The organism is Paenirhodobacter enshiensis, assembly GCF_000740785.1.
Taxonomy (GTDB): Bacteria; Pseudomonadota; Alphaproteobacteria; order Rhodobacterales; family Rhodobacteraceae; genus Rhodobacter; species Rhodobacter enshiensis.
Map to the genome: position 1 here is coordinate 265,835 of NZ_JFZB01000001.1, position 26,055 is coordinate 291,889.

Sequence of the window (26,055 nt, forward strand, 5' to 3'; positions counted from 1 at the left end):
CTGCCCGGTTACAGATCCATGTTCGAGGCCCTGGCCGCCCCGGTCAGGGCCTCGTTGATCTGGCGATCCGTTTCCTCGCGCGCCTTGCGCGCCCGCGCGAAATCGGTGAGCGAGAACCGGATCTTCGACTGCCCGGCTTTCGATTCGTAAACGACCTGATAGCGGGCCGAGCATCCCGGCGCGATGGGCTTGTCGCTGTTCAGCTTTTTATAATCCACCTGCATCGTGCCGAAGCCGGAGGACACGCAGGGGACGTATTCTGTCGTCGAGGTCCCGGATCTGGTCTTTTCCTCCATCTCCAGCGGTGCCGCCTGATCCAGCGCGGTCAGCTTCGCGCCCGCCTCGTCCCAGCCGTAAAGGATCGTCATCTTCCCGCCGTGATCGACCTCCACGAGCGACGGCTCGCCATATTCCTCGGTGAGCTGCGCGAGCAGCTCGTCCGGCTTCGGCAGATCCGCGTTGCTGCCCTGGATCGTGCGACCGACCGAGATGATCCGACCGCCAAGCGCCCCCAGATCCAGCGTGCCGGTGACCTCTTCATAACCGGCGCCGGACAGGCGCGTGTTGAGCCCCACGCCGGCCGTGCCGAACTTCGCCACCGCCGACAGATCGAAGGTCTTGCCCTTGGGCGAGGAGGCGCGCAGATCGACCTTCCCGGTCGACAGCTCCAGACCGCGCTTCGTCATCGCCGCGCGGGCGTCGTCGAGGGTCATGCCCGGAGCGATCCCGATCACGGCGAGTTTGCCGGAGGCTGGCGGCGCGGAATAGTCGATCTCTTTCAGCGTGTCGGCCAGTGCAAGACCGGGGAACAGGACCGCGCAGACCGAGGCGGCAAGGCATTTCTTCAACATAATGGACTCCTGACGATGCAATGGGGGCGATCTGCGGGTGGGGACTGAAACGCGCCCGGTCATTTCTCGAAACATCCGCGCCCGCCCTCAAAGGACAGCAGGCTCGACACGCCGCCGACCTTCGCGTCATCGGTAACGCGCGTGGGTCTGGGCGGTGCTTCACCATCAAGTTCGTCGGACAGGATATTCGCGAAGAAGAAGTTCTTCTTCGCTGCCCCCGGCATCGTGCCGCCCATTTCCCATTCGCCAGCGATGGCTTCGAGCTGCCGACTGCCCTCCTCGAAGATCAGCGCATCGGTTTCCGAGAAATTGATCTTGGCATCGAACATGGCATTGTTGTTGAGATCGCCGTCGCCGGTCGGCTTGTGAAGCGTGGTCCGCAGGTTATCCCGGCCCCACCTTGAGCAGACCTTGAAGCCCGCTGCCTTGAAGTCAGCACGCGCCTGATCGTCCGGGTAGTCACGGCCATAAACGCCGACCGTCACCCGCGACTTGATCGGCGCGAGAACCTTGATCGCCTCGGCGATCTTCTCGCGCGAGACCGCGCCGTAGATCAGCCAGACCGCTTTTCCATTGGACGCCATCGCCCGGTCCAGATCCTGCCGGATCGGTGCCAGATCTAGCCCTTCGGCATAGGCGGGCGAGGCGAGGGCCAGCAGCAGCCCGAGCACAATTCTCTTCATCATCAATTCCTCGAACCAAAATCTCGCGGACGAGACTTATCCGTCGATCAGCCCCGACTTCGCACCGCCGGTGTTCGCGGGCAGACCGAGCTGGAACCGTTCCGCGTGGCTCAGCACGCGACCGCTGCCATCCGCATAGACACCCGAGTTGCGATAGCAGGCTTCCGCCTCGGCCTTCCGACCGGCCATCGACAGGCGATGTGGCCTCGCCGCTTCCTCCGCCATCCGGGCCGCGTAGTTCGCATCCCGGCGGGCCTGATCAGCCGCCATACCAGCGCTGACAGCGGCGCGGGTCAGTTCGCGGGTCGCGACCATCCACAGATCATACCTGTCGCCCATGAGACGATCCACAAGCTCCACGCGCCGAGCCTCCGGCTCATGGGGGAAATTCTCGTCCACATAAGCCCGGTAGATCGCCGGGCCTTCCCGCAGCGACTCCTGATTGAGAACCCAATAGTCCTCGCGCCACAGGTGCGCAGGCATAGGAACAGCCGCCACGATCTCTTCCAGCATGGCCTTTGGCAGAGCCTTCGCCCAGGCCTTCGCTTCACGCTTTGCCGCGGCCTGCTCCGCCTTGCTCCGGAACCAGAGCCCCACGCCGGACAACAGGTCGTTTGCGGCAGAGATGGCGTCTTTCATTGCGGACCTCCAATTGTCACCCCCATTTTGGGGTTAAACCCATAATGGGGTCAATAGCTGAACCTGTCGAAATCAAAGGCAGGCGGACTATTGGCGGGCAGCGTTCATTCAGATGCGTATCGCAGTCTTCTGAAGGCGCTGATTGCTCTTCGGACGGAACGCGCCATGTCGCAGGCGGATCTGGCGGCGAAGCTGCGCAAGCCGCCGTCCTTTGTCGGGAAATATGAGCTGGGCGAGCGCCGGCTTGACGTGATCGAGCTTCTGGTGATCCTCCGGGAGCTCGACGCGGATTTCGAGAGCTTCTGGGCGCCAGCTGCGATCACGCTGCCGGATCGGCTGTAACGGCGGCTCTTACGGGCTATTGACCCGGCCCCCGCTGGTGCGGCACAACCGCGGCCCCGCCTGCAACGGATCTTTCACGATGACGCATTGGTACACTGCCGACCCGCATTTCGGGCACGAGAACATCATCCGGAACGCGCATCGCCCGTTCCGGGACACGAGCCATATGGACGCTGTGCTGATCGAGCGGCTTTGGGAGAAGGTCGGACCCGAGGATGATCTGTGGGTTGTCGGAGATTTCGCCTTCGGCCCGCAGGCTAAGGATGAAAGCTGGCTGCTGACGATCTTCGGACAGCTTCCCGGCGCCCGGCGTCATCTGATCGTCGGCAACCATGATGGCGCCCTGACGCAGGCGCTGCCCTGGGACAGCGTGGCGCTTCTGGCCGAGGTCGAGGATCCGTCGGCCGACCGGCCGGTGACGCTCTGCCACTACCCGATGATGACGTGGAACCATGCCCGCAAGGGCGCGCTGCATCTGTTCGGCCATGTGCATGGCAACTGGAAGGGAAGCGCGAACGCGGTCAATGTCGGGGTGGACGTCTGGGATTTCTACCCGGTCACGGTGCAGGACGCGGCCCGGCGGGCAAAGGCGTTGCCGGCGAACCGCCACTGGAAGGATGTTGAGCCTAGGGCGTGAGATCTGTCAGGCCTGATCTGGGGCAGACGAGGCGAGGGGCCCGCCACACACTTGCAGGGGCAACCAATCTAGCGGCTTGACCCGGGCAGGTTCAGACGGGTCATAACGGTCACTTTACAGGGCTTCTCGGCCGAGAACCCGATAGTCGATGCTGGAGTGGCAGTTTTCTTCGGTCATGCCGGCGATGAGCGTTCCGAGCAGAATGCGCTCGACATCCGCTCGACGGATCTCGATGCGGCCAAGTGATGCCACGACATCGACTTCATCGCCCATGTGCAGACCCGCTGCGCGAAGCACACTGCCGGGGAGTGGCAAGATGGCGGCATCTTCGTGTTTCAAGATGTACGTCAGCATGTCGGAATTCTCCCATGATAGGGCCTTCGAGAGAAGACTCGCCGAACCGATGAAAAGCTTCAATTGAGATTTTGGCCGGGATCTCGCTAAGAAGCTCGTCTCATTTGCGTACGGAACCCGTTTCCGCACGCGGGAAGCAGCTTGCTCGAAATGATCACTCGGGCGATCTGCCGCGAGGGCAGCGATTCAGTCCATTGCTGCCGGTCGTGAGAGGCGCAGTGTTAGGCTAGGTGCCGTCGCAGAGGGCCGGGGAGCGGCTGGCCGAGGTGCGCGGCTCCCTGCCGACAGTCCTGAGCGGGGAGTGCCCGGTCGAAGCCTGAAGTCCCACCGGCTGCCGATGGCAGAGAGCTGTTGTTCGCCGTGCATGGCATGAATGAGCGATGCGCGCAGAAAAGGCCCCCGCAGCGGACCTTGGAAAGCGGTCAGCCATGCGCAGCGAAGCAATTGCGCCGAGTTGTGCCGGTCCCGCGCGCTGCGGTCGGCCTTCTCCGCGTCGATATCTGTCGCCGTTGCGCAAGGCGAACGTGGGGATGAGGTTCGGTACACTGTCAAACACGCCGTGATGGAGCGGGGGCCTGAACAGCAGGATTTTTCAGCGACCCGCAAGAGGTAGATTACCTCTCGGTGGAAAGCCGGGGTCAGTTCCGCGTAGAAATCAACATCGTGAAGTCGAAGCGACACAGGCGATGCCGAAGGCACGCCCCTGGACACGATAGACCATTGTCAAATTCAGCCAAAATGGCCAGAAGATAGGAGCTGGGAGCTGGGAGCTGGGAGCTGGGAGCTGGGAAATGCGGACCCTAAGCGCGAAGGACGCAAAGTACGAGTTCGGGCGGCTTATTGATCTTGCCAGAGCCGAGCCGGTGGCCGTGACCAAGCATGGTCGTGCCGTCGTGGTGGTGATTGCGGTCGAGGAGTACGAGCGGCTAAAGGGCCTTGAGATGGATAAAAGGAATGACCGCTCGGGCAAGAATGGTGAGACCGCGCGATGATTCAGGCTATTCACAAAGCTCAAATATTACCGATTTTGAAACTCCCGAACCTTGCACCTATCCAATTTCCATGCAGGAAACTCGTCCCTTCAGAGGGGTGTAATAGCCAATGAGTCTCGTGATGACCGCGAACAGACACGAACGCGATATTGAGGATGCTCTGATCGCGAAACTCAAGGAGCTCAAGTACGAATATCGACCCGATATTCGCGATCGAGCTACTTTGGAGGCGAATTTCAGGAACAAATTCGAAGAGCTGAATCGCGTCAGGCTCACCGATGGCGAGTTTCAGCGACTGCACGATGAAATCGTCACGCCGGATGTTTTTACAGCTGCACGAACCCTGCGCGAGCGGAACAGTTTCACCCGCGATGACGGCACGCCGCTGAACTACACGCTCGTGAACATCAAGGACTGGTGCAAGAATTCCTTCGAGGTGATCAACCAGCTTCGCATCAACACGGACAACAGCCACCACCGCTATGACGTCATTCTCCTGATCAATGGTGTTCCGGTTGTTCAGATCGAGCTGAAGACCCTCGGCATAAGCCCTCGTCGTGCCATGGAGCAGATCGTCGAGTACAAGAACGATCCGGGGAACGGCTATACCAAGACCATCCTCTGCTTCTTGCAGCTGTTCATCGTCAGCAACCGCGATCGGACGTTCTATTTCGCGAACAACAACCCGCGGCACTTCGCCTTCAACGCCGAAGAACTATTTCTCCCGGTCTATGAGTTTGCGGACGTAGACAACAAGAAGATCGTCCATCTCGACAGCTTCGCCGAAACATTCCTTGTCAAGTGCGCCCTCGGTCAGACGATCAGCCGGTACATGGTTCTGGTCGCGAGCGAACAGAAACTGCTGATGATGCGGCCCTATCAGGTCTACGCGGTGAAGGCGATCGTCGACTCCATAGCTCAGGACTGCGGCAACGGCTATATTTGGCACACGACAGGCAGCGGCAAGACGCTCACTTCCTTCAAGGCGTCAACGCTCTTGAAGGACAATCCCGACATCGAGAAATGCCTATTCGTCGTGGATCGCAAGGACCTTGATCGCCAGACTCGCGAGGAGTTCAACAAGTTCCAGGAAGGCTGCGTCGAAGAGAACACCAACACAGCCTCACTGGTTCGACGCCTTCTGTCGGACGATTACGCCGACAAGGTTATCGTCTGCACAATCCAGAAGCTGGGACTCGCGCTGGACGAAAACAGCAAGCGTAACAAGCAGCAGAAGAAGGATGGCAAGAAGAGCTTCAAGGAGCAGCTGGAGCCCCTCCGCGACAAGCGCATCGCCTTCATCTTCGACGAATGCCACCGGTCGCAGTTCGGCGAGAACCACAAGGCGATCAAGGAGTTCTTTCCGCGCGCCCAGCTCTTCGGGTTCACTGGGACACCCATCTTCGATCAAAACGCCGCCCAGCAGAAGATCGAAGACACTCAAGCCAGCATGAAGACAACGGAAGACCTGTTCCAGCAGCGCCTTCACACTTACACGATCACCCACGCCATCGAGGACGGAAACGTCCTTCGGTTCCATGTCGACTATTTCAAGCCGCAGGGCAAAACCCTGCCTAAGCCCGGCGAACCTTTGGCCAAGAAGGCAGTAATCGAGGCGATACTTGCCAAGCATGACCAAGCCACCGGGCAGCGCCGGTTTAACGCCCTTCTTGCCACATCATCGATCAATGATGCTATTGAGTACTACGACCTCTTCAAGACGATGCAGGCAGAGAAGCTGGCCGCTGATCCTAGCTTCCGGCCGCTGAACATCGCCTGCGTCTTTTCCCCGCCTGCCCAACTGGCTGAAACTCCAGAGGCGAAGAAGGACATCGAACAGCTTTCGGAAGACCTTGAGAACGAGAGGGAAGACAATAAGGTCGATCCTGAAAAGAAGAAGGAAGCCCTTAAGGGCATCCTCGCCGATTACAACGCGCACTACGGCACCAACCACAAGATCGGCGAATTCGATCTCTACTACCAGGACGTGCAGAAGCGGATCAAAGACCAGCAATGGCCGGATGCCGACCTGAAGAAGGCTTATCCCAACCAGCCGCACCACAAGATCGACATCACGATTGTCGTCGACATGCTGTTGACCGGCTTCGACTCCAAGTTCCTGAACACCCTCTACGTCGACAAAAACCTGAAGCATCACGGCCTGATCCAGGCCTTCTCGCGCACCAACCGGGTGCTGAACGCTACCAAGCCCTACGGCAACATTATGGACTTCCGGCAACAGCAGGGCGCGGTCGATGCCGCCATCGCACTCTTCTCAGGCGAAGCCGCCGCTGAAAAGGCCCGCGAAATCTGGTTGGTCGACAAGGCCCCGGTGGTCATCCAGAAGCTGGAGACCGCGGTCCAGAGGCTTGATACCTTCATGAAATCGCAGGGCCTCGACTGCGCCCCGGAAGCCGTGCCCAACCTCAAGGGCGACGCAGCCCGTGCGGCCTTCATCGAACACTTCAAAGAGGTTCAGCGGCTCAAGACTCAACTTGACCAGTATACCGACCTGACCGAAGAGAACCGAAAAACCATCGAACAGGTTCTGCCACGCGACAACCTGCTCGGCTTCCGCGGCGCCTATCTGGAAACCGCGCAGCGCCTTCGCGCCCAGCAGGGGACAGCCACGGACAAGCCCAGCCAGGACGCCGACCAACTGGATTTTGAGTTCGTCCTCTTCGCCTCGGCCGTCATCGACTATGACTACATCATGGGTCTTATCGCCCGCTATTCCGAGGCGACGCCTGGAAAGCAAAAGATGAGCCGCGAGGAGCTGATCGGCCTGATCCAGTCCGACGCCAAGTTCATGGACGAGCGCGAGGATATCGCGGCCTACATCAATACTCTCAAGGAGGGCGAGGGGCTCAGCGAAAAGGCCATCCGCGACGGCTACAGCCGCTTCAAGGCGGAAAAGAACGCGGCGGAACTGGCGGCCATCGCGAGTAAACACGGGCTGGCGAACGAGGCGTTGCAAGGCTTTGTCGACACCATCCTGCAACGCATGATCTTTGACGGCGAGGCGCTGACCGACCTGATGGAACCCCTTGGCCTGAACTGGAAGGCGCGGCGGGTGAAGGAGCTGGATCTGATGGCCGATCTTATGCCATTGCTGCTGAAGCGGGCCGGTGGGCGAGAGATTTCGGGGCTGAGCGCTTATGAGCAGTAAAGAGAAATCATCTGCCGTCGCGGCCAGCGGGGCTGCTTTGGTGCCCAAGCTGCGGTTTCCTGAGTTCGAGGAGACTGATGGTTGGAAGGAGATACCGCTCCAGAAGCTTGCTCGACCTGTAACTGATCGGGCGACAACCGGCGACGCGGACAACGTGCTAAGTCTTTCGGGAGAGCATGGACTTGTTCTTCAGAGCGAATACTTCGGAAAGAAGATCGCTGGCGACAACACTGATCGCTATCTGAAGATTCGCAAAGACGACTTCGTCTACAATGACCGGACAACCAAGGCGTCAGGCTTCGGAACGATCAAACGGCTTTCCGCCTATGCGGGTGGGATTGTCTCGCCCATCTATAAGTGCTTCCGCTTCCATCCGAGTGAGAACCCAGCCTTCTGGGAATGGTACTTCGAGTCGGGAAGCCATAATCCCGCGCTGGGTGGGCTCGTAAACGAGGGCGCCAGAGCAGGCCGGTTCAATATCTCCGTCACTCAGTTCTTGTCGACGAACGCATGGCGGCCGGATGAAGCCGAACAACAGAAGATCGCCGACTGTCTGGACTCTGCGGACGCGCTGATTGCCGCGCAGGGGCGGAAGGTGGAGGCGCTGAGGGCCCACAAGAAGGGGCTGATGCAGCAGCTATTCCCACAGGAAGGCGAAACCCAACCCCGCCTCCGCTTCCCTGAGTTTGAGGGGGCGGGAGAGTGGGTGCCTCATAGCCTGAAGCAAGTCACTACTGCGCTTCTGGACGGGGACTGGATTGAGTCTAAAGATCAATCAGAAGACGGATTTCGACTTATTCAAACTGGAAATATCGGTGTCGGAGATTTTATCGCCAAGAGCGGGAAGGCGCGCTTCGTGTCAAATGAGACATTTGAAAGACTTCGGTGCACAGAAGTCTTTCCTGGAGATTGCTTGGTCTCGCGACTTCCAGATCCACTCGGGCGCTCATGCTTTATTCCTGACATCGGAGAAAGGATGATAACGGCAGTTGACTGCTTGATCGTCCGTTTTGACGAGACAAAGATTGTTCCCCGTCTTTTCGTTGCTTTGACTCAAACTGACGCTTACTTCCGAAATGTCGCCGGGCTGTCGTCAGGATCGACACGTCAGCGGATAAGCAAAGAGAACCTTTCAAATCTCTCGTTTATAATTCCGCCAACCATTTTTGAACAACAGCGCATCGCAGACTGCCTTACCTCCCTCGATGACCTCATCGCCGCCGAGACCCGAAAGCTCGACACGCTCAAGACCCACAAGAAGGGCTTGATGCAGCAGCTTTTCCCCCAGGCCGGGGAGTATGACGCATGAGCACTTACAAGAACCTGAAGAGCTTGGTGGCCAGACTTCGCGACGATCTGACCAATCCGACGAGGCCGCTCTCGCTGGTCTTGATCTATGCGTACAACCGGACCGGCAAGACCCGCCTGTCGATGGAATTCAAGGACGCAGGCAAGCGCAAGAACAAGAAGAACCCCACCGGCACACCCGACACTCTGTATTTCAACGCCTTCACCGAGGACCTTTTCGTCTGGGAGAACGATCTCGAAGGCGACAGCGTGCGCCGCCTGCAACTGAACGAGAAGTCGTCCTTTTTCAACGCGATGACGGAACTCGCGCTGGACGAAACCATCGCCCGCTACCTGTCCCGCTATGCCGACTTCGAGTTCGACTTCACCTACAAGGACGTTCAGCAGGGCAAGGACACCATCTCCAAGCCGGATTTCGTCAGCTTCCGAAAGGGTGGCGAGGCCAACATCAAGGTGTCGCGGGGCGAACAGAACATCTTCATTTGGTGCATCTTCATGGCCATCTGCGAACGGATGCTGGATGGGCATGAATCCTATCAGGGGAAGAAATACCTCTATATCGACGATCCGATCTCGTCGCTGGACGACAACAACGCGATTTCCGTCGCCTGCGACCTTGCCAAGCTCCTCCGTCGGGCGGCCACACGGAAAGACGCCGAGGGCAAGCCTGCCCCGATCAAGGTGATCTTCTCTTCGCACCATGCGCTGTTCTTCAACGTCATGTGTAACGAAGTCGGTCGGAAGATCGACGACGCGCCTTCGGTCGACCATCGGCGCTATTTCCTGCACCGGCCAAGTGGCGACGGCACCTACACGCTTCAGGCCACGGAAGACACGCCCTTCTTTCACCACGTTGCAACGCTCGCCGAGTTGCAGCGCGCGGCCGATCCGAAGAAGGGCAAGCTCTACACCTTCCACTTCAATGCCCTGCGCAGTGTCATGGAAAAGACGGCATCGTTTTTCGGTCACCCGAGCATCGCCTTTTGCCTGAAAGCTCTCGACACCGACGCAGACAGGGCACTGTTCAACCGGGCCCTGAACCTTTTGAGCCACGGGGCATACGCCATCCACGAACCCACAGAGATGGGCGAGGACAACAAGGAACTGTTTCGCCGCATTCTGCGCGAGTTCGTCACGCGGTTCGAGTTTCACCTCCCGGGCGCCGCTCCGGCCCCGCATCCCGCCCCAGCACCCGCGCCCGTCCCCCAGGAAGCAACAGCACAATGAACGACCAAATCCAAAAGCAACTGGGCAAGACACTCTGGAACATCGCCGACACTTTGCGCGGAGCGATGAACGCGGACGATTTCCGCGATTACATGCTGTCCTTCCTGTTCCTGCGTTATCTGTCGGACAACTACGAGACGGCCGCCCGGAAGGAGCTCGGACGCGACTACCCGGATCCCGACACGATCGGCAATGGCGGGCGCTCGCCGCTTTCCGTGTGGTACGCGCAAAACCCCGACGATATTTCGGCGTTTGAAATGCAGATGCGCCTCAAGGCGCATTATGTCATCAAGCCGGAATACCTCTGGACCAGCATCGCCCACATGGCGCGCACCCAGAGCGACGATCTGCTGAACACGCTGCAGGCAGGCTTCAAGTATATCGAGAATGAGTCCTTCCAGAGTACATTCGGGGGACTCTTTTCGGAAATCAATCTCGGCTCAGAAAAGCTCGGCAGGAGCTATGCAGATCGCAACGCCAAGCTCTGCACCATCATCACGGAGATCGCCAATGGGCTCGCTGATTTTTCTTCCGATGTCGATGCGTTGGGCGACGCCTACGAATATCTGATCGGCCAGTTTGCAGCCGGTTCCGGAAAGAAGGCAGGCGAGTTCTATACCCCACAGCAGGTGTCTGACATCCTTTCCGCGATCGTGACGTTGGACAGCCAGGAACCCGCCACCGGAAAGAAAGAGCGTCTCGCCAGTGTGCTCGATTTCGCGTGCGGTTCCGGCTCGCTGTTGCTGAACGTGCGAAAGCGCATGGGACCGCATGGCATCGGGAAAATCTACGGGCAAGAAAAGAACATCACCACCTATAACCTCGCTCGCATGAACATGCTGCTGCATGGCGTGAAAGACACCGAATTCGAAATCTACCATGGCGACACGCTGACCAATGACTGGGACATCCTGCGAGAGCTGAACCCTGCCAAGAAGCCGTCGTTTGATGCGATCGTAGCCAACCCGCCCTTCAGCCTTCGTTGGGAGCCGACTGAAGCGATGGGCGACGACGTGCGGTTCAAGAACCATGGGCTGGCGCCCAAGTCCGCCGCAGACTTCGCCTTTCTCCTGCACGGCTTCCACTACTTGAAGGATGAGGGCGTGATGGCCATCATCCTGCCGCATGGTGTGCTGTTCCGGGGTGGGGCAGAAGAACGCATCCGCACAAAGCTGCTGAAGGATGGTCACATCGATACGGTGATCGGCCTCCCCGCGAACCTCTTCTATTCGACTGGCATCCCGGTCTGCATCCTCGTGCTGAAGAAGTGCAAGAAGCCGGATGATGTGCTCTTCATCAACGCTTCCGAGCACTATGAAAAAGGCAAGCGGCAGAACCGACTGCGGGAAGGGGACGATGGCAAGCCGAATGACATTCAGAAGATCATCGAGACGTACCAGTTCCGCAAGGAGGAGGACCGCTACTCCAAGCGCGTGAGCATGGAGCGCATCGCAGAGGAAGGCTTCAACCTCAACATCTCCCGATACATCAGCACCGCTGTGGCTGAGGCTGAAATCGACCTGGATGCAACGCAGCAGGAATTGGTATCAATCGAAGACCAAATTCGGGAAGCAACGTCAAAACACAACTCGTATCTGAGGGAGTTGGGGCTTCCTGTTCTTCCCGGGGCCGAATGAGATATGCCACTCTAGGTTTATGCAGCGTCAGAGCGTCAGTGGGGTTCGTGAATGTATTTCATCGATCGGCTTTCTCTTGCCATCGTTGGTGTTCGCGTTGCCGGACCTTGTACAGCCTGCGCATATGCCAAGCCGAGAATGGCACGAGGACATAAAAGATCAGCCAGAGCGGCAGGGCGACTAAGCGGTGTTCCGGAAAAAAGGCCTGTATCGCCAAAGCAATCAGAGCAATTGCACCTGCCAGTATACCTACCTGAAACGGCACTCGGAGCGCAGCAGGTAGCCACTCGTCAGGCGTGTACTCATCAAGAAGGGCTTCTATCTGATCAGCCGAAATCCGTCCGGGGGGCGTGAATTTTTCAACGGTCATGCCGCTACATCCAGCAAGTCATCCAAGCCAAGGGCTTCCAGCGAGGGCTTTTCTCCGGTCTGCCGCAGAGTGGTGAGCCGTTCGGTATATAGGCGGCAAACTATCATCCACCGCTTCTTCGTGCCGAGCCGCATTCTGCGCTTCTCAAGGCGTTCCTCAACTTGCTCTAAGATGTCGCCAAGCTCGCGCAAGATGTCGGACTCTCTGCTTTGGATGCCTGTTTCGCCGTCCAGAATCCAAAGAGGATCGGCTCGATAGACCTCCAAGAGCTTGGCCAGAACCGGAACAGGGATGTCCCGTTCTCCCCTAGTATAGTTGTGAAGCGTCGTCCTGCTTATGCCTAGCTTGGCAGCAAAATCCGCTTGTGAGGCGTTCGCCGTTCGTCGGACTTGGTCAAGACGCTCTCCGATCGATGAAGCTAGGGGCAAAGCAAAGAATCCTTGGGTTGACAAGTTTTGAGAAAGATTGTCATCATTTGTGAACACTCATTCATGATTCGATGCTTCTATCCTGAATTGTACCATAATTGGAACTGGAGTCACCACGCGATGACAAAACCTACGCACGCACTCGAAAGCCCGCGGGAGGTTGCCGCTCGTCTCGGCTGGCCGCTGGCCCGGGTCCGAAAGCTGATCCGTGGGAGAGAGCTGCGGCATGTGAAGGTCGGTGGGCTCTATCTCATCCCGGCAGGTGCGGTCGAGGAGTATATATCAACAAGAATGGTCGAGCCGGATCGTGCGTAACGAGGAGAAGCGAAATGAAACCCGCCCGCATGTCCGGTCCGCGTTCTGCCGCGTTCAAGCAGGTTGATATAACAAGGGCCACCAAAGGCGTCACGAAAGCTGGTCTGGTTGTCGGGCGAGTTGAAGTTGACCGAGACGGCAAGATCGTAGTCCAGATCGGTACAGCTGAAGCTGATGATAACGATAACGACTGGGACTAAGTATGACGAAAAAGGTCGATCGCTTTCCTTATGCCAAATCTTACCTTGACCGCCACGGAAAGCGCCGGTGGCGATTCCGTCGGAAAGGGTTGACTGTCGAACTTGGCTCGGAATGGGGTAGTGAAGAGTTTCAACGACGTTACGCCGAGGCTGAAAACGGGAAAAAATCCGAGGGCGCGGGCGCTTCTAGAACCATACCCGGTACCTTCAATGATTTGGCCGTAAAATTTTACAAACTGCATCTTCCGACGGTCGGGGATAGCACAGCTGCAGACTACCGATCGGTAATCGAACCGCTGCGTATGAGACACGGGAAAAAGCGTGTGTCGCATCTGCGCCGCCGCCACGTGATGGAAATAAAGGCGGAAATGGCCGAGACGCCGCAACAGGCAAACAAGACCTTGAAGCGTCTTTCGCAGATGATGGATCTGGCTATCGAACTCGAATGGCGCACGGATAACCCGGTTAAAGGCGTGAAGCGGTATCCGACGAACCCGGACGGCCTCCATTCATGGGACGAGGGTGAGATCGCCCGTTTCTACGAGGTCCATGAAATCGGCACACCGGCACATCTCTGCATGACGCTGATGCTGTATACCGGCGCAGCGAAGTGTGATGCCGTCAGAATGGGCAAGGGGCATGTCCGCGATGGCAGGATCGTCTACCGCCGCCGTAAGACGAAGAAGAACCCGGATGGCTTCGAGGTCAATATACCGATCCATTCCTATCTGGCCGAGACACTTTCCCATGTGCGGCCTGGCGCTTTCACCTTCCTTGAGACCTCAACCGGCAGCGCGCGAACCGCCGCTGGTTTGGGGTCGTCCATGCGGAATTGGTGCAACAAAGCCGGGCTGCCGAATTGTTCGTCGCATGGGTTGCGCAAGGCGATCTGCCGCCGCATCGCCGAGATTGAGGGCGACGTGTTCAAGGTGATGGCGGTCAGCGGACACCACGACCTGAAGGAAGCGCAGAAATACATCGATAAATACAATCGTAAGGCCAAAGCCGACTCAGCGATTGAAAGCCTTCCCAGCGGAGGGAGGCGGGAAGAAGGTCTGGCGAACCACCCTGAAAGGTTCGCCAGGAATTCTGGTAACGGCATGAATACAGGAGATAAAAAGTGATATTTGGTAGGCCCGGAGGGACTTGAACCCCCAACCAAGGCGTTATGAGCGCCCTGCTCTGACCATTGAGCTACAGGCCCCCAAGGTCTTGTCCCGGCTTAGGCAAGAAATCCGTGGCGGTCAAGAAACGTGCGCACCGGAAACCGCCCGCGAAACCGCGGCGCTCGGCGCTCGGGCGTTGCCCCCGGCGGGCCTTTGCGATAAGGCCGGGGCAAGCACCCAGAGGCGGAGACACGGGCGATGAGCACCTCGAACCATGACGCGAAAACCGGCGACACGAAGCCCGGGCTGACCTATGCCGACGCCGGCGTCGACATCGACGCGGGCAACGCTCTGGTCGAGCGCATCAAGCCCGCCGCCAAGCGCACCAACCGTTCGGGCACGATGTCGGGCCTCGGCGGCTTCGGCGCGCTGTTCGACCTGCGCGCCGCCGGCTATCAGGACCCGATCCTCGTTTCCGCCACCGATGGCGTCGGCACCAAGCTGCGCATCGCCATCGACACCGGCAATTACGACACCATCGGCATCGACCTCGTCGCCATGTGCGTCAACGATCTGGTCTGCCAGGGCGCGGAGCCGCTGCTGTTCCTCGACTATTTCGCCACCGGCAAGCTGGAGGTCGACAAGGCCGCCCGCGTGATCGAAGGGATCGCCGACGGTTGCGCGGCCTCGGGTTGCGCGCTGATCGGCGGCGAGACCGCCGAGATGCCGGGCATGTATGCCTCGGACGATTTCGATCTGGCGGGCTTCGCCGTCGGCGCGATGGAGCGCGGTTCGGACCTGCCGGCGGGCGTGACCGAGGGCGATGTGCTGCTCGGGCTCGGCTCGAACGGGGTGCATTCGAACGGTTACAGCTTCGTGCGCAAGGTGGTCGGGATCTCGGGTCTCGGCTGGGATGCGCCCTCGCCGTTCTCGGAGGGCACGCTCGGCCAGGCGCTGCTGGCGCCGACCCGGCTTTACGTGCGCCAGGCGCTGGCCGCGATCCGCGCGGGCGGGGTTCATGCGCTCGCCCATATCACCGGCGGCGGTCTGACCGAGAATCTGCCGCGCGTGCTGCCCGAGGGGCTGGGCGCGGCGATCGACCTCGACAGCTGGAAGCTGCCCGGTGTGTTCGGCTGGCTGGCGAAGACCGCGGGGATGGCCGAGGGCGAGTTGCTGAAAACCTTCAACTGCGGCATCGGCATGATCGTCGTGGTCGCCCCCGAGCGCGCCGAGGCGCTGGCCGCGCTGCTCGCCGAGCAGGGCGAGAGCGTGACCCGCATCGGCACCGTCACCAGGGGCACGGGCGTCAGCTACACGGGTCACCTGATTTGAAACGCGTCGCGATCCTGATCTCGGGCGGCGGGTCCAACATGGTCCGGCTGGTTGAGACGATGCAGGACGAGGGCTACGCGACCCCGGTTCTGGTGCTGTCGAACGATCCGGCGGCGGCGGGGCTGGAGAAAGCGCGCGCACGTGGCGTCGAGGCGGTGGCGGTCGATCACCGCGCCTTCGGCAAGGATCGCGCGGCCTTCGAGGCCGAGCTGGTGAAGCCGCTGCTGGCCGCAGACCCCGATGTGGTGTGCCTGGCTGGTTTCATGCGCGTGCTGACCCCCGATTTCGTGCGCCGGTTCGAGGGGCGGATGCTGAACATCCATCCCTCGCTCTTGCCGAAATATCCGGGGCTCCATACCCATCAGCGCGCCATCGAGGCGGGCGATGCCGAGGCCGGCTGCACCGTGCATGAGGTGACGGCGGAACTCGATGCCGGGCCGATCCTCGGTCAGGGGCGGGTGCCGATCCTGCCCGGCGACGATGCCGATACGCTGGCCGCGCGGGTGCTGACGGTCGAACACAAGCTCTATCCGGCGGTGCTGCGCCGCTATGTGACGGGCGAGCGCACGCCGGTCGAGCTGTAAAGCCCCGCCTTCAAGTAAAGAAGCGGGCACTGCCCCGCTGAAGGTTAAGAGAGGGGGCTCTGCCCCACAGAAGGTTAAGAGAGGGGGCTCTGCCCCCTCGGGCCTGCGGCCCTCACCCCCGGGATATTTCAGGCGAATCGAAAGAGTGAGGTTGCGCTTGCGTGGCGCGGCCCTGCCTCCTATCGCTGGGGGTGGCCCCGGCGGCGGGCTTGCGCGGGAAAGGCACCTCGGATGACGAAAACGATCCTGATCACTGGCTGTTCCTCGGGTATCGGGCTCGATGCGGCGCGGGGGCTGACCCGCAAGGGCTGGGTGGTGCTGGCGACCTGCCGCAGGGAAGAGGATTGCGCCCGGCTGCGGGATGAGGGGCTGACGTCCTTCGTACTCGACGTGGGCGATCCGGCCTCGATCGCGGCCGGGTGGGAGCGGGCGATGGAAATCACCGGCGGCACGCTCGATGCGATTTACAACAACGCAGCCTTCGCCACGCCCGGCGCGGTCGAGGATCTGCCGCCCGGCGCGCTGCGCGAGAATTTCGAGACCAATCTGTTCGGTCTGCACGATCTGACGATCCGCGCCATCCGGGTCATGCGCGCGCAGGGCGGATACGGGCGGATCGTGCAGTGTTCCTCGGTTCTGGGGATCGTCGGCACGCCCTGGCGCGGCAGCTACGTGGCGACCAAGTTCGCCCTCGAGGGGCTGACCGAGGCGCTGCGGCTGGAGATGCGCGACACGGACATTCACGTCTCGATCCTCAACCCCGGCCCGATCCCGACGGCGTTCAGGAAGAACTCGATCCCGCATTTCGAGAAATGGGTGGACTGGAAGACCTCGGCGCGGCGGGAGCAATATGAGGGGTCCTTGCTGAAACGGCTGTATCAGCCGGGTGGCAAGCCCGACCGCTTCGAGCTGCCCCCGTCGGCGGTGACGGCGGCGCTGCTGCGCGCGCTGACCGATCCGAAGCCGCGGGCGCACTACCATATCACCCACGCGACACGTCTGGCCGAGCTGCTGCGCCGCGTGGCGCCGATGTCGGTGAGGGACTGGTTTCTCTCCCGCTCCTGAGGCAGTCTCGCCCGCGCGAATGAGGAGGCACGCATGGTCGTTCTGAACAAGATCTACACCCGCACCGGCGACACGGGGGAAACCGCGCTTGGCGACGGCACGCGGGTTCCCAAGGATTCGGCGCGCGTCGCCGCCTATGGCACGGTCGATGAGCTGAACGCGACGCTCGGTCTCGCGCGGCTTCATGCCGAAGGCGAGATGGCGGCGGCGATCACCCGCATCCAGAACGATCTGTTCGACCTCGGCGCCGATCTCGCGCGGCCGGAGAGGGCGCGCGACGGCGAGGCGGGATACCCCGTGCTGCGCATCGTGCCGGTGCAGATCGACCGGCTGGAGGCCGAGATCGACGCGATGATCGCGCGGCTTGAGCCGCTGCACAGCTTCATCCTGCCGGCCGGATCGGCGCTTGCCGCGCATCTGCATCTTGCCCGCACCGTGGCGCGGCGCGCCGAGCGCGAGGCGGTGACGCTCGCCTCCGGGGGCGACGCAAACCCCGATGCGATCCGCTATCTGAACCGGCTGTCCGACTGGTGCTTCGTCGCGGCGCGTATCGCCAATGACGCGGGCCGGGCCGATGTGCTGTGGGTGCCGGGTCTGACCCGGGGCTGAACCCTCCGTTGCTCAATGAACGTGGCGTTGCCTGCGCGGCAGATGCCGTTTTTGGGCTGTCGCCGAGGGTTTCGGTCGAGTAACAGTTTTGCCGAAAGCCGTCCGGACCCGCTGGGGCCCGGGCAGAAATCAAGAAAGGGAGACACCGCCGATGAAGGTCCTGGTACCTGTGAAGCGCGTGATCGACTACAACGTGAAGGTTCGCGTCAAGGCGGACGGCACGGGGGTCGATCTTGCCAACGTGAAGATGTCGATGAACCCGTTCGACGAGATCGCCGTCGAAGAGGCGATCCGGCTGAAGGAAAAGGGCGTCGCGACCGAGGTCGTGGTGGTCTCGATCGGCGTGAAGCAGGCGCAGGAAACCCTGCGCACCGCCCTCGCCATGGGTGCGGACCGCGCGATCCTCGTCGTGGCCGCCGATGACGTGCATACCGACATCGAGCCTCTGGCCGTCGCCAAGATCCTCGCAAAGGTCGCCGAGGCGGAACAGCCCGGTCTGATCCTGTCGGGCAAGCAGGCGATCGACAACGACATGAACGCCACCGGCCAGATGCTTGCGGCGCTGCTCGGCTGGCCGCAGGCGACCTTCGCCTCGAAGGTCGAGATCGAAGGCGAGAAGGCCAAGGTCACCCGCGAGGTCGACGGCGGCCATCAGGTGATCGAGGTCAAGCTGCCGGCCATCGTCACCGCCGACCTGCGTCTGAACGAACCGCGCTACGCTTCGCTGCCGAACATCATGAAGGCGAAGAAGAAGCCGCTCGAGGAAAAGACCGCCGCCGATTACGGCGTCGACGTCACGCCGCGCCTGACCGTCGTGAAGACCGCCGAGCCGAAGGGCCGCAGCGCGGGCATCAAGGTCGGTTCGGTCGACGAACTCATCGCGAAACTCAAGGACGTGGGGGCGATCTGATGGCGGTTCTTCTGATTGCAGAGCTGAACGGGGCGGAGCTGGCCACGGATGCCACCGCCAAGGCGCTGACCGCCGCGAAGGCCATCGGGCCGGTGACGGTTCTGGTCGCGGGTCAGGGCGTGGATGCGGCCGCGGCCGCGGCGGCCACCCTCGACGGCGTCGAGAAGGTGCTGAAGGCGGACGATGCGGCCTATGCCCACGGGCTGGCCGAGCCGCTGGCGGATCTGGTGGTCTCGCTCGCGGGCGGGTTCAGCCATGTCGTGGCGCCTTCGACCGCCTCGGCGAAGAACGCGCTGCCGCGCATCGCCGCGCTTCTTGACGTCATGGTGCTGTCGGATGTCACCGGCGTCGTCGATGCCGACACGTTCGAGCGCCCGATCTACGCCGGCAACGCCATCCAGACGGTGAAGTCGTCGGACAAGGTGAAGGTTCTGACCGTGCGCACCGCCGCCTTCGGCGCGACCGCCGCGGGCGGTGCCGCCCCGGTCGAGGCGATCGCCGCGACCGGCGACAAGGGCGCCTCGGTCTGGGTCGCCGACGAGGTGGTCAAGTCCGACCGGCCGGAGCTGACCTCGGCGAAGATCGTCGTCTCGGGCGGCCGCGGCGTCGGCTCGGAAGAGAACTTCGCGCTGATCGAGGGCCTCGCCGACAAGCTCGGCGCTGCCGTCGGCGCCTCGCGCGCCGCGGTCGACTCGGGTTATGCGCCGAACGACCGTCAGGTCGGCCAGACCGGCAAGGTCGTGGCGCCGAACCTCTATGTCGCGGTCGGCATCTCGGGCGCGATCCAGCACCTCGCCGGCATGAAGGACTCGAAGGTCATCGTCGCGATCAACAAGGACGAAGAGGCGCCGATCTTCCAGGTCGCCGATTTCGGCCTGGTCGCCGACCTGTTCGACGCCGTGCCGGAGCTGACCTCGAAGCTCTGATCCGGCTCCGGATCCTGAAACCCTGCCGAAAGGCCCCGCTCCGGCGGGGCCTTTTGCCATCTGGCGCCCGCCTGTGAAGGCCGTATCGGAAGGCCCGGCAAGTGACGTCGCGGCAGCCCCCCTGCCCGCGCCTTGCGCGCCCCCGGGGCGCGCCTCATAGTGACGCCCGACCAATCCGAAAGGAAGCGACATGACCATCCAGACCGTGGGTATCGTCGGCGCAGGACAGATGGGCAACGGCATTGCCCATGTCTTCGCTCAGGCGGGCTACGACGTCGTTCTGAACGACATCAATCAGGACAGCCTCGACAAGGCGCTTGCCACCATCGGCAAGAACCTCGACCGGATGCTGTCGAAGGGCAAGATCACCGAGGCCGACAAGGCCGCCACGCTTGGCCATATCAAGACCACGCTGGTGCTGACCGATCTCGGCCAGACCGATCTGGTGATCGAGGCCGCGACCGAGCGCGAGGCGGTCAAGTCGCAGATCTTCGAGACGCTGGTGCCGCATCTGAAGCCGACGACGATCCTCGCAAGCAACACCTCGTCGATCTCGATCACCCGGCTTGCCGCGCGCACCGACCGCCCGGCGAAGTTCATGGGCGTTCACTTCATGAACCCCGTGCCGGTGATGAAGCTCGTCGAGCTGATCCGCGGCATCGCCACCGACGACGAGACCTACACCACCATGCTCGAGGTGGTCGGCAAGCTCGGCAAGACGGCGGCCTCGGCGCATGACTTCCCGGCCTTCATCGTCAACCGCATCCTGGTGCCGATGATCAACGAGGCGATCTACACGCTGTATGAGGGCGTGGGCGATGTCACCTCGATCGACATGGCGATGAAGCTCGGCGCGAACCATCCGATGGGGCCGCTGGAGCTTGCGGATTTCATCGGTCTCGACACCTGCTTCGCGATCATGAATGTGCTTTACGACGGGTTCAACGACTCGAAATACCGGCCCTGCCCGCTTCTGGCGAAATACGTCGAGGCCGGCTGGCTCGGCCGCAAGACCGGCCGCGGTTTCTACGACTACTCGGGCGAGACCCCGGTTCCGACGCGGTAATCCGCGCCTGATATCGCCATCCGAACGGCCCCTGCCCCTAAAAGGCGGGGGCCGTTTTCATTCGTATTGAACCGCGGCCGTGCTAGAGCGGGGGAAACGCGACCGCCGGGGGCCAGACATGCCAGCGCAAGACCGTCTGAGGGACATTCTGTTCGTGCTGCGCGTCACCGCCGCCGCGGCGCTGTCCTATCTGATCGCGGCGGCGATGGGGCTCGATTATCCGTCCTGGGCCTCGGTCTCGGCGATCATCGTGTCGCAAGAGAAGCTGAGCGATACCCGCTCGGCTGCGGTGCAGCGGCTGGCGGGAACGCTGGCCGGGGTGGCCATCGCCGTGCTGACGGGCGTGGCGATCCAGGCGATCCATCTGGGCACGGTGGTGCAGATGTCGGCAGGCGTCGCGCTGACCGCCTGGCTCGCGCGGCGCTGGCCGCAACTGAAGGTCGCGATGTGGACGGTGCCCATCGTCTACCTGTCGAACGCCGTGACCCCCGCCCCGTTCACCGACGGCCTGTGGCGCGGGGTCGAGGTGCTGGTCGGCGGCACCACGGGCGCCATCGTGCATTTCCTGATCGACGCGCTGTTTCGCAAGATCGCGCCGCCCGCGGGCAGCGCCGTGAAACAGCCGATAGATCACCCGGAATAGGGAACGATCGGGAGACGGGGCCTCAGATGTCCTCGCCGAAACGGCCTGCGACCAGTGCGGCCAGCGCATCGGCGAGCGTATCGGCCTCGGTGCCCTCGGTGGTCACGCGGATCGCGGTCCCGCGCGAGGCCGCCAGCATCAGCAACCCCATGATCGAATCGCCCGAGACGGTCATGCCGTCCTTCTCGACCTCGGCGGTGGCATCGAAACCCTCGACCACCTCGACGAACCGGGCCGAGGCGCGCGCGTGCAACCCCTTCTCGTTGACGATCCGCAATTCTCTGGTGACACTCACGCTGATCCGGCCCCGCTTATTTGCCACTCATCGGCGCGGCAGTGGAATAGCAGTCGATGTATTTCCGCCCCGCATCGAGCGATGCGGCGACCGCTGCCTGAATCGGCAGGGCGCGCGATTTCGCCAGCTTGATCAGAAGCGGCAGGTTGGCGCCATAGACGATCTCGCGCTCGCAGCTGGAACAGGCGAGCAGGCTGAGATTCGACGGCGATCCGCCGAACATATCGGTCACCACCACCACGCCCTCGCCGGTATCCACCGCCTCGACGGCATCGCGGATCTCGACCTGCTTGGCGGCACGGTCATGGTTGTCCTCGATGGTGATGGCCCGGATCCCCGTCTGCGGTCCCACCACATGCTCGACCGCCGCGAGATATTCGCGCGCAAGACCGCCATGAGCCACGATCACGATTCCGATCACGCGCCGATCACTCCACCACCTGATGTTACCGGCTGCGCTACGGACAGCCTCTCCAGTTCCCTGTGATGTTTAGACACATGCCAGCCGGCTTCTGCAAGGGCTTTGCTCATTTCCTCGGCCAGCGTGACGGAACGGTGTTGCCCTCCGGTGCACCCGAATCCGATGGCGAGATGCGTCTTTCCCTCGGCGACATGGGCGGGCAACAGGAACAGGATCAGATCGCGCAGCTTTTCGAAAAACGGCGCGTGGTTCGGATCGGCCATGACATAGGCCGCCACCCGAGGATCGAGCCCGGTCAGCGCGCGCAGCTCCGGCACCCAGTGCGGATTGGCCAGAAACCGGCAATCGAACATCATGTCGAGCATCCTGGGCACGCCGCGCTTGTAGCTGAAGCTGTAGATCGTCACGGCAAGCGGCGCGACATGACCCGGATCGAACAGCCGGGTGACCTCGGCGCGCAGATCGTGCGGGCTCATCGCCGAGGTATCGAGCAGCAGATCCGCAATCAGCCGCACCGGCGAAAGCATCTCGAATTCCAGCAAGATACCGTCCATCGGCGCCTTGTCGGGCGCCATCGGGTGACGCCGGCGGGTCTCGGAATAGCGGCGCATCAGCACGTCGGGGGCGGCCTCGACGTAGAGCACCTCGACGATCAGCCCCGGATCGGCGCGCAGCGTCTCGATCATCGCGATCATCGCGGCGACGGAAAAATCACGCCCCCGGACATGGATACCCACCGCCAGCGGGCGCCCGGCCGGCCCCTCGGTCAGCCGCGGCACCAGAGACGGCGGCAGGTTGTTGATCGCCTCGTAGCCCAGATCCTCGAGTGTCGCGATCACCGTCGAACGCCCCGCTCCGGAAGGCCCGGTGACCAGCACCACCCGCCGCGGCGCGGACGCGCAATCGGTCGCGGTGTCGGTTTCCGCCTCGCTGACTCTCTCGCTCGCTTCGCCCACGCTCATTCCCTTCCGGCCCGTTCACGGCTCAGGCCAGCCGCCCGCCCTTCAGCCATTGCAGCACGGCGACATCAAGATGGTCGCAACCCGCCCCGTGCACAAGGGGAACCGCCAGCCCGCAAAGGTGGCACACACGGTGCGGCGGCAGACGCTCGGCCTCGGGCAGGGAAAGATCGACCGCCAGCACGATCCGCGCCTGTGCCAGCGTCCCGGCCCCGAGGATGCCGAGACCGCGCGCCTCGATCCGGCCGCGGATCGTGCCGGGGGCGCGGGCGATCAGCGCGCCGGCCTCGGCGCTCAGCCGCACCCGGTCGTCCGAGACCAGAACGGCCCCGAAGGCCATCAGCCGCAACGCAAGTGCCGACTTCCCCGCCCCGGAAGGACCGAGGATCAGCACGCCCCGATCCGCATCGAGCGCCACCGCCCCGGCATGGACCCAGGCGTCGGGTTCGCTCATGCCGGCAGTTCCACCGCGAAGCGCGCGCCGCGATGCGGACCCTCGGGGCCGATGTTGCTCGCCCGGATCGTGCCGCCATGCGCCTCGACGATCTGACGCGAGATCGCGAGGCCCAGACCCGAATGCCCGCCGAACTGCCGCGCCGGCCGCTGCGAATAGAACCGCTCGAACACGCGGGTCAACGCCTCCTCGGGAATGCCGGGGCCGGTGTCCTCGACGGTGACGACGATCCGGCCGGGCGTGCGATTCAGCGCCAGACGCACCCGGTCGCCCGGCCCGCTGAAGCTGACCGCATTGGTGATGAGGTTGACGAAGACCTGTGCCAGCCGGCTTTCGAGCCCGGTGATCGTCACCGGTGCTGCGGGCAGGTCCATCTCGAAGCCCACGCCGGCACCGGCCGCCTTCTCGCCCAGATATTCGCCGAGGTTGCGCAGCATCGGCACCATATCGAAACGCTCCTGCTCTTCGCGCACCAGCTCGCTGTCGAGGCGCGAGGCGTTCGAGATGTCGCTGACCAGCCGGTCCAGACGGCCCACGTCGGCGTCGATGATCTCGAGCAGCTTCTGGCGCTGATCGTTGCGCTTCACAACCTGCAGCGAGGCCACGGCAGAGCGCAGCGAGGCGAGCGGGTTCTTGATCTCATGGGCGACGTCGGCGGCGAACTGCTCGTTGGCGTCGATGCGCTGATAGAGGGCATCGACCATGCCGCGCATCGCCCCCGACAGCCGGCCTATCTCGTCGGGACGGCCGGTCAGATCGGGAATGCGCACCCGCGCCGGCACCATGTGTCCGGCATCGCGGTCCTGACCGGCCTCGGCGGCACGGGCGAGATCGGCGATCGGGTTGGCGATGGTCGAGGCGAGGACCAGGCTCAGCCCGACCGAAACCACCACCGCGATCAGGAACACCTGCAGGATCTGTTCGCGCTCGACCCGGACGAGGCGGTCGATCTCGCCTGCGGCGGTGGTCATCGCGAGTGTGCCGATCGGCCGGCCATCCTGCGCCACCCCCTGGGCGACCACGAAGATCGTCGCCCCTGCGGCATCGCGCACCGAGGCCATGCGCACCGGCCCGGATCCGGTCTGTCGCGCCAGCGCCTGCGCCATCCCGCCCGGATCGAGCCGCGACACCGGCATCTGCGGACCGAGCCGCGAAACCGCTTCCCAAAGCTGGCCGAGCAGATCGGTGATCAGCGTCGAACGCGTCTGCAGCGGCACGTCGGGGCCCGCCGATTCGGCCGTCGTCGCCGATCCGATCAGACCGCCCCCGGCCGAGAACAGATAAACCGTCGCCCCGTCGGGCAGCCGCAACCCGTCGAAAGCCTGACCGCCTTCGGTCAGAGCAGCGGGGCGGGCCCCGATCAGCTGGGCGATCAGATCGAGTTCACGCACGATGGCGGTCTCGCGCTGATAGACCAGACTGTCACGAAACGGGTTGAACAGCAGCACCCCCGCCGCCATCACCACCATCGCGACCAGATTGAACAGGATGATCTTGCGCGCGAGCGGCGAGCGGCGTAGCAGAACCCGCCGCCCGCTTTCGCCCTCGACCACGAGCGCGCGGCGCAGCCAGTCCCGGCCACGGCGGAACGGCCGGTTCATCCTATTCCTCGATATAGCGATAGCCGATGCCGTAGAGCGTCTCGATCGCCGAGAATTCCTCGTCGACGGCACGCATCTTCTTGCGCAGGCGCTTGATGTGGCTGTCGATGGTGCGGTCGTCGACATAGACCTGATCGTCATAAGCCACGTCCATCAGCTGATCGCGCGACTTGACGAAGCCGGGCCGCTGAGCAAGCGCCTGCAGCAACAGGAATTCCGTCACCGTCAGGGTCACGTCGCGCCCCTTCCAGCTGACCGAGTGGCGCAGCGGATCCATCGTCAGATTGCCGCGCACCAGAAGCGCGCCCTCGCCCGCCGCCGGCACCTCGTCCGAGGCCCTCGCCTCCTGACGGCGCAGCAAGGAGCGGATCCGCTCCAGCAAAAGGCGCTGACTGAACGGCTTCTTCACGTAGTCGTCCGCCCCCATCCGAAGCCCGAGCACCTCGTCGATCTCGTCATCCTTCGAGGTCAGCAGGATGATCGGCATCATGGTGCGCTGACGCAGCCGGCTGAGCAGCTCCATCCCGTCCATGCGCGGCATCTTGATGTCGAGAACTGCGAGATCGGGCAACTTCTTGCCGAAGGCCTCGAACGCCGCCTGGCCGTCGGTATAGGTCTCGACGGCATAGCCTTCCGCGTCGAGCGTCATCGCCACCGAGGCCAGGATGTTACGGTCATCGTCAACCAGGGCGATCCTCGACATATCTTGCTTCCTGCCTGCTTCTTGATTTCGCGCAGTTTCCCCGCTCGACCGGGGGGAATCAACCGCAATCTGCGAATCACCCGACACCGGCGGCACAACGAAAAGCGACGTTTTGTCACCCCGAATGGCCGGAAATCGCTTAGGCAGGCGCATTTGTCCGCCGCAAACGGTAACGCTAACCGGCGCGGTTGCGCTAACGGGGGGCAACCTTTCCTGTTCCAAGGCGGAA

Annotated in this window: 30 protein-coding genes and 1 tRNA gene; 18 read left to right on the plus strand and 13 right to left on the minus strand. The window is 62.4% G+C overall.

Going from position 1 to position 26,055, the window contains the following annotated elements; genetic code table 11:
* Positions 1-8: 8 nt before the first annotated feature.
* From CG50_RS01155 to CG50_RS01165, 3 genes are read right to left on the minus strand one after another with little or no spacing between them, the layout of a single operon-like run.
* Positions 9-851 (minus strand): hypothetical protein, encoded by an 843-nt coding sequence (locus tag CG50_RS01155; RefSeq protein ID WP_036634141.1) that lies wholly within the window; start codon positions 849-851, stop codon positions 9-11.
* 59 nt (positions 852-910) lie between these two features.
* Positions 911-1,522, minus strand: a complete 612-nt coding sequence (locus CG50_RS01160) for a hypothetical protein (RefSeq protein ID WP_152559392.1) — start codon at positions 1,520-1,522, stop codon at positions 911-913.
* Positions 1,523-1,570: 48 nt separating this feature from the next.
* The gene (locus CG50_RS01165) at positions 1,571-2,173 is read right to left on the minus strand and encodes a hypothetical protein (RefSeq protein WP_036634147.1); all 603 of its coding nucleotides are present in this window, start codon (positions 2,171-2,173) and stop codon (positions 1,571-1,573) included.
* Positions 2,174-2,263: 90 nt separating this feature from the next.
* Between CG50_RS01165 and CG50_RS01170 the strand changes: the two genes are divergently transcribed.
* Together CG50_RS01170 and CG50_RS01175 are read left to right on the plus strand one after the other, a co-directional pair.
* Entirely contained in the window at positions 2,264-2,515 is a 252-nt protein-coding gene (locus CG50_RS01170) for a helix-turn-helix transcriptional regulator (RefSeq protein ID WP_051909318.1), read from the plus strand.
* Positions 2,516-2,594: 79 nt separating this feature from the next.
* On the plus strand, positions 2,595-3,152 hold the full coding sequence (locus tag CG50_RS01175; protein WP_036634149.1) for a metallophosphoesterase: 558 nt from the start codon (positions 2,595-2,597) through the stop codon (positions 3,150-3,152).
* A 114-nt stretch (positions 3,153-3,266) separates the two neighbouring features.
* Here the strand turns inward: CG50_RS01175 and CG50_RS01180 are convergent, their stop codons facing one another.
* Positions 3,267-3,506, minus strand: coding sequence for an AbrB/MazE/SpoVT family DNA-binding domain-containing protein (locus CG50_RS01180; RefSeq protein WP_036634152.1), 240 nt, complete (start codon positions 3,504-3,506; stop codon positions 3,267-3,269).
* 791 nt (positions 3,507-4,297) lie between these two features.
* On the opposite strand from CG50_RS01180, the gene CG50_RS01185 reads away from it, so the two are divergent.
* The 5 genes from CG50_RS01185 (at position 4,298) to CG50_RS01205 (ending at position 11,839) form a co-directional block, all read left to right on the plus strand.
* Entirely contained in the window at positions 4,298-4,498 is a 201-nt protein-coding gene (locus CG50_RS01185; RefSeq protein ID WP_036634153.1) for a type II toxin-antitoxin system Phd/YefM family antitoxin, read from the plus strand.
* Between the two features lie 121 nt (positions 4,499-4,619).
* A complete protein-coding gene (locus CG50_RS01190) occupies positions 4,620-7,667 on the plus strand; it encodes a type I restriction endonuclease subunit R (protein WP_036634370.1) in 3,048 nt (1,015 codons plus the stop codon).
* Entirely contained in the window at positions 7,657-8,976 is a 1,320-nt protein-coding gene (locus tag CG50_RS01195) for a restriction endonuclease subunit S (RefSeq protein WP_051909320.1), read from the plus strand. Before CG50_RS01190 ends, CG50_RS01195 begins: the two co-directional genes overlap by 11 nt.
* Positions 8,973-10,202, plus strand: a complete 1,230-nt coding sequence (locus CG50_RS01200; RefSeq protein WP_036634156.1) for an AAA family ATPase — start codon at positions 8,973-8,975, stop codon at positions 10,200-10,202. The genes CG50_RS01195 and CG50_RS01200 overlap by 4 nt, the downstream gene beginning before the upstream one ends.
* Positions 10,199-11,839: a type I restriction-modification system subunit M gene (locus tag CG50_RS01205; protein WP_036634159.1), complete on the plus strand. Its 1,641-nt coding sequence runs from the start codon at positions 10,199-10,201 to the stop codon at positions 11,837-11,839. Before CG50_RS01200 ends, CG50_RS01205 begins: the two co-directional genes overlap by 4 nt.
* Positions 11,840-11,897: 58 nt before the next feature.
* On the opposite strand, the gene CG50_RS16775 is transcribed toward CG50_RS01205, so the two are convergent.
* Both CG50_RS16775 and CG50_RS16135 read right to left on the minus strand, forming a co-directional pair.
* A complete protein-coding gene (locus CG50_RS16775; protein ID WP_152559393.1) occupies positions 11,898-12,209 on the minus strand; it encodes a hypothetical protein in 312 nt (103 codons plus the stop codon).
* Positions 12,206-12,694 carry a helix-turn-helix transcriptional regulator gene (locus tag CG50_RS16135; RefSeq protein ID WP_081880223.1) on the minus strand — a complete coding sequence of 163 codons (489 nt, stop codon included), beginning with the start codon at positions 12,692-12,694 and terminating at the stop codon, positions 12,206-12,208. Before CG50_RS16135 ends, CG50_RS16775 begins: the two co-directional genes overlap by 4 nt.
* 63 nt (positions 12,695-12,757) lie before the next feature.
* Between CG50_RS16135 and CG50_RS17515 the strand changes: the two genes are divergently transcribed.
* Genes CG50_RS17515 through CG50_RS01220 form a run of 3 tightly spaced genes read left to right on the plus strand, consistent with a single transcriptional unit; the run spans position 12,758 to position 14,276 of the window.
* Entirely contained in the window at positions 12,758-12,952 is a 195-nt protein-coding gene (locus CG50_RS17515) for an excisionase family DNA-binding protein (RefSeq protein WP_081880234.1), read from the plus strand.
* Between the two features lie 14 nt (positions 12,953-12,966).
* Positions 12,967-13,152 (plus strand): hypothetical protein, encoded by a 186-nt coding sequence (locus CG50_RS17180; RefSeq protein ID WP_036634161.1) that lies wholly within the window; start codon positions 12,967-12,969, stop codon positions 13,150-13,152.
* Positions 13,153-13,154: 2 nt separating this feature from the next.
* A complete protein-coding gene (locus CG50_RS01220) occupies positions 13,155-14,276 on the plus strand; it encodes a tyrosine-type recombinase/integrase (RefSeq protein WP_081880224.1) in 1,122 nt (373 codons plus the stop codon).
* Between the two features lie 4 nt (positions 14,277-14,280).
* On the opposite strand, the gene CG50_RS01225 is transcribed toward CG50_RS01220, so the two are convergent.
* A tRNA-Ile gene (locus CG50_RS01225) sits at positions 14,281-14,356 on the minus strand.
* Positions 14,357-14,516: 160 nt separating this feature from the next.
* Here CG50_RS01225 and purM point away from each other — a divergent pair.
* From purM to CG50_RS01265, 8 genes are all read left to right on the plus strand, one after another.
* Entirely contained in the window at positions 14,517-15,590 is a 1,074-nt protein-coding gene (gene purM / locus CG50_RS01230) for a phosphoribosylformylglycinamidine cyclo-ligase (RefSeq protein WP_051909326.1), read from the plus strand.
* Positions 15,587-16,174: a phosphoribosylglycinamide formyltransferase gene (gene purN / locus CG50_RS01235; protein WP_036634164.1), complete on the plus strand. Its 588-nt coding sequence runs from the start codon at positions 15,587-15,589 to the stop codon at positions 16,172-16,174. Before purM ends, purN begins: the two co-directional genes overlap by 4 nt.
* 231 nt (positions 16,175-16,405) lie before the next feature.
* A complete protein-coding gene (locus CG50_RS01240) occupies positions 16,406-17,239 on the plus strand; it encodes an SDR family NAD(P)-dependent oxidoreductase (protein ID WP_036634167.1) in 834 nt (277 codons plus the stop codon).
* Positions 17,240-17,272: 33 nt separating this feature from the next.
* Positions 17,273-17,848 carry a cob(I)yrinic acid a,c-diamide adenosyltransferase gene (locus tag CG50_RS01245; protein ID WP_036634170.1) on the plus strand — a complete coding sequence of 192 codons (576 nt, stop codon included), beginning with the start codon at positions 17,273-17,275 and terminating at the stop codon, positions 17,846-17,848.
* A 151-nt stretch (positions 17,849-17,999) separates the two neighbouring features.
* Entirely contained in the window at positions 18,000-18,758 is a 759-nt protein-coding gene (locus CG50_RS01250; RefSeq protein ID WP_036634172.1) for an electron transfer flavoprotein subunit beta/FixA family protein, read from the plus strand.
* Positions 18,758-19,684 (plus strand): electron transfer flavoprotein subunit alpha/FixB family protein, encoded by a 927-nt coding sequence (locus tag CG50_RS01255; protein WP_036634174.1) that lies wholly within the window; start codon positions 18,758-18,760, stop codon positions 19,682-19,684. The genes CG50_RS01250 and CG50_RS01255 overlap by 1 nt, the downstream gene beginning before the upstream one ends.
* 190 nt (positions 19,685-19,874) lie before the next feature.
* Positions 19,875-20,750, plus strand: a complete 876-nt coding sequence (locus CG50_RS01260) for a 3-hydroxybutyryl-CoA dehydrogenase (protein WP_036634176.1) — start codon at positions 19,875-19,877, stop codon at positions 20,748-20,750.
* A gap of 118 nt (positions 20,751-20,868) precedes the next feature.
* Positions 20,869-21,393: an FUSC family protein gene (locus CG50_RS01265; protein ID WP_036634178.1), complete on the plus strand. Its 525-nt coding sequence runs from the start codon at positions 20,869-20,871 to the stop codon at positions 21,391-21,393.
* A gap of 22 nt (positions 21,394-21,415) precedes the next feature.
* On the opposite strand, the gene CG50_RS01270 is transcribed toward CG50_RS01265, so the two are convergent.
* The 6 genes from CG50_RS01270 to CG50_RS01295 are packed head-to-tail and all read right to left on the minus strand — an operon-like array spanning position 21,416 to position 25,826.
* Positions 21,416-21,694: an HPr family phosphocarrier protein gene (locus CG50_RS01270; protein ID WP_051909351.1), complete on the minus strand. Its 279-nt coding sequence runs from the start codon at positions 21,692-21,694 to the stop codon at positions 21,416-21,418.
* Between the two features lie 10 nt (positions 21,695-21,704).
* Positions 21,705-22,109 carry a PTS sugar transporter subunit IIA gene (locus CG50_RS01275; RefSeq protein ID WP_036634181.1) on the minus strand — a complete coding sequence of 135 codons (405 nt, stop codon included), beginning with the start codon at positions 22,107-22,109 and terminating at the stop codon, positions 21,705-21,707.
* Entirely contained in the window at positions 22,106-23,071 is a 966-nt protein-coding gene (gene rapZ, locus CG50_RS01280) for an RNase adapter RapZ (protein WP_081880225.1), read from the minus strand. Before rapZ ends, CG50_RS01275 begins: the two co-directional genes overlap by 4 nt.
* A 22-nt stretch (positions 23,072-23,093) precedes the next feature.
* Positions 23,094-23,522 carry an HPr kinase/phosphorylase gene (locus CG50_RS01285; RefSeq protein ID WP_036634183.1) on the minus strand — a complete coding sequence of 143 codons (429 nt, stop codon included), beginning with the start codon at positions 23,520-23,522 and terminating at the stop codon, positions 23,094-23,096.
* A complete protein-coding gene (locus CG50_RS01290; RefSeq protein ID WP_051909327.1) occupies positions 23,519-25,123 on the minus strand; it encodes a sensor histidine kinase in 1,605 nt (534 codons plus the stop codon). Before CG50_RS01290 ends, CG50_RS01285 begins: the two co-directional genes overlap by 4 nt.
* 1 nt (position 25,124) lies before the next feature.
* On the minus strand, positions 25,125-25,826 hold the full coding sequence (locus CG50_RS01295) for a response regulator transcription factor (protein WP_036634185.1): 702 nt from the start codon (positions 25,824-25,826) through the stop codon (positions 25,125-25,127).
* Positions 25,827-26,055: the final 229 nt, after the last annotated feature.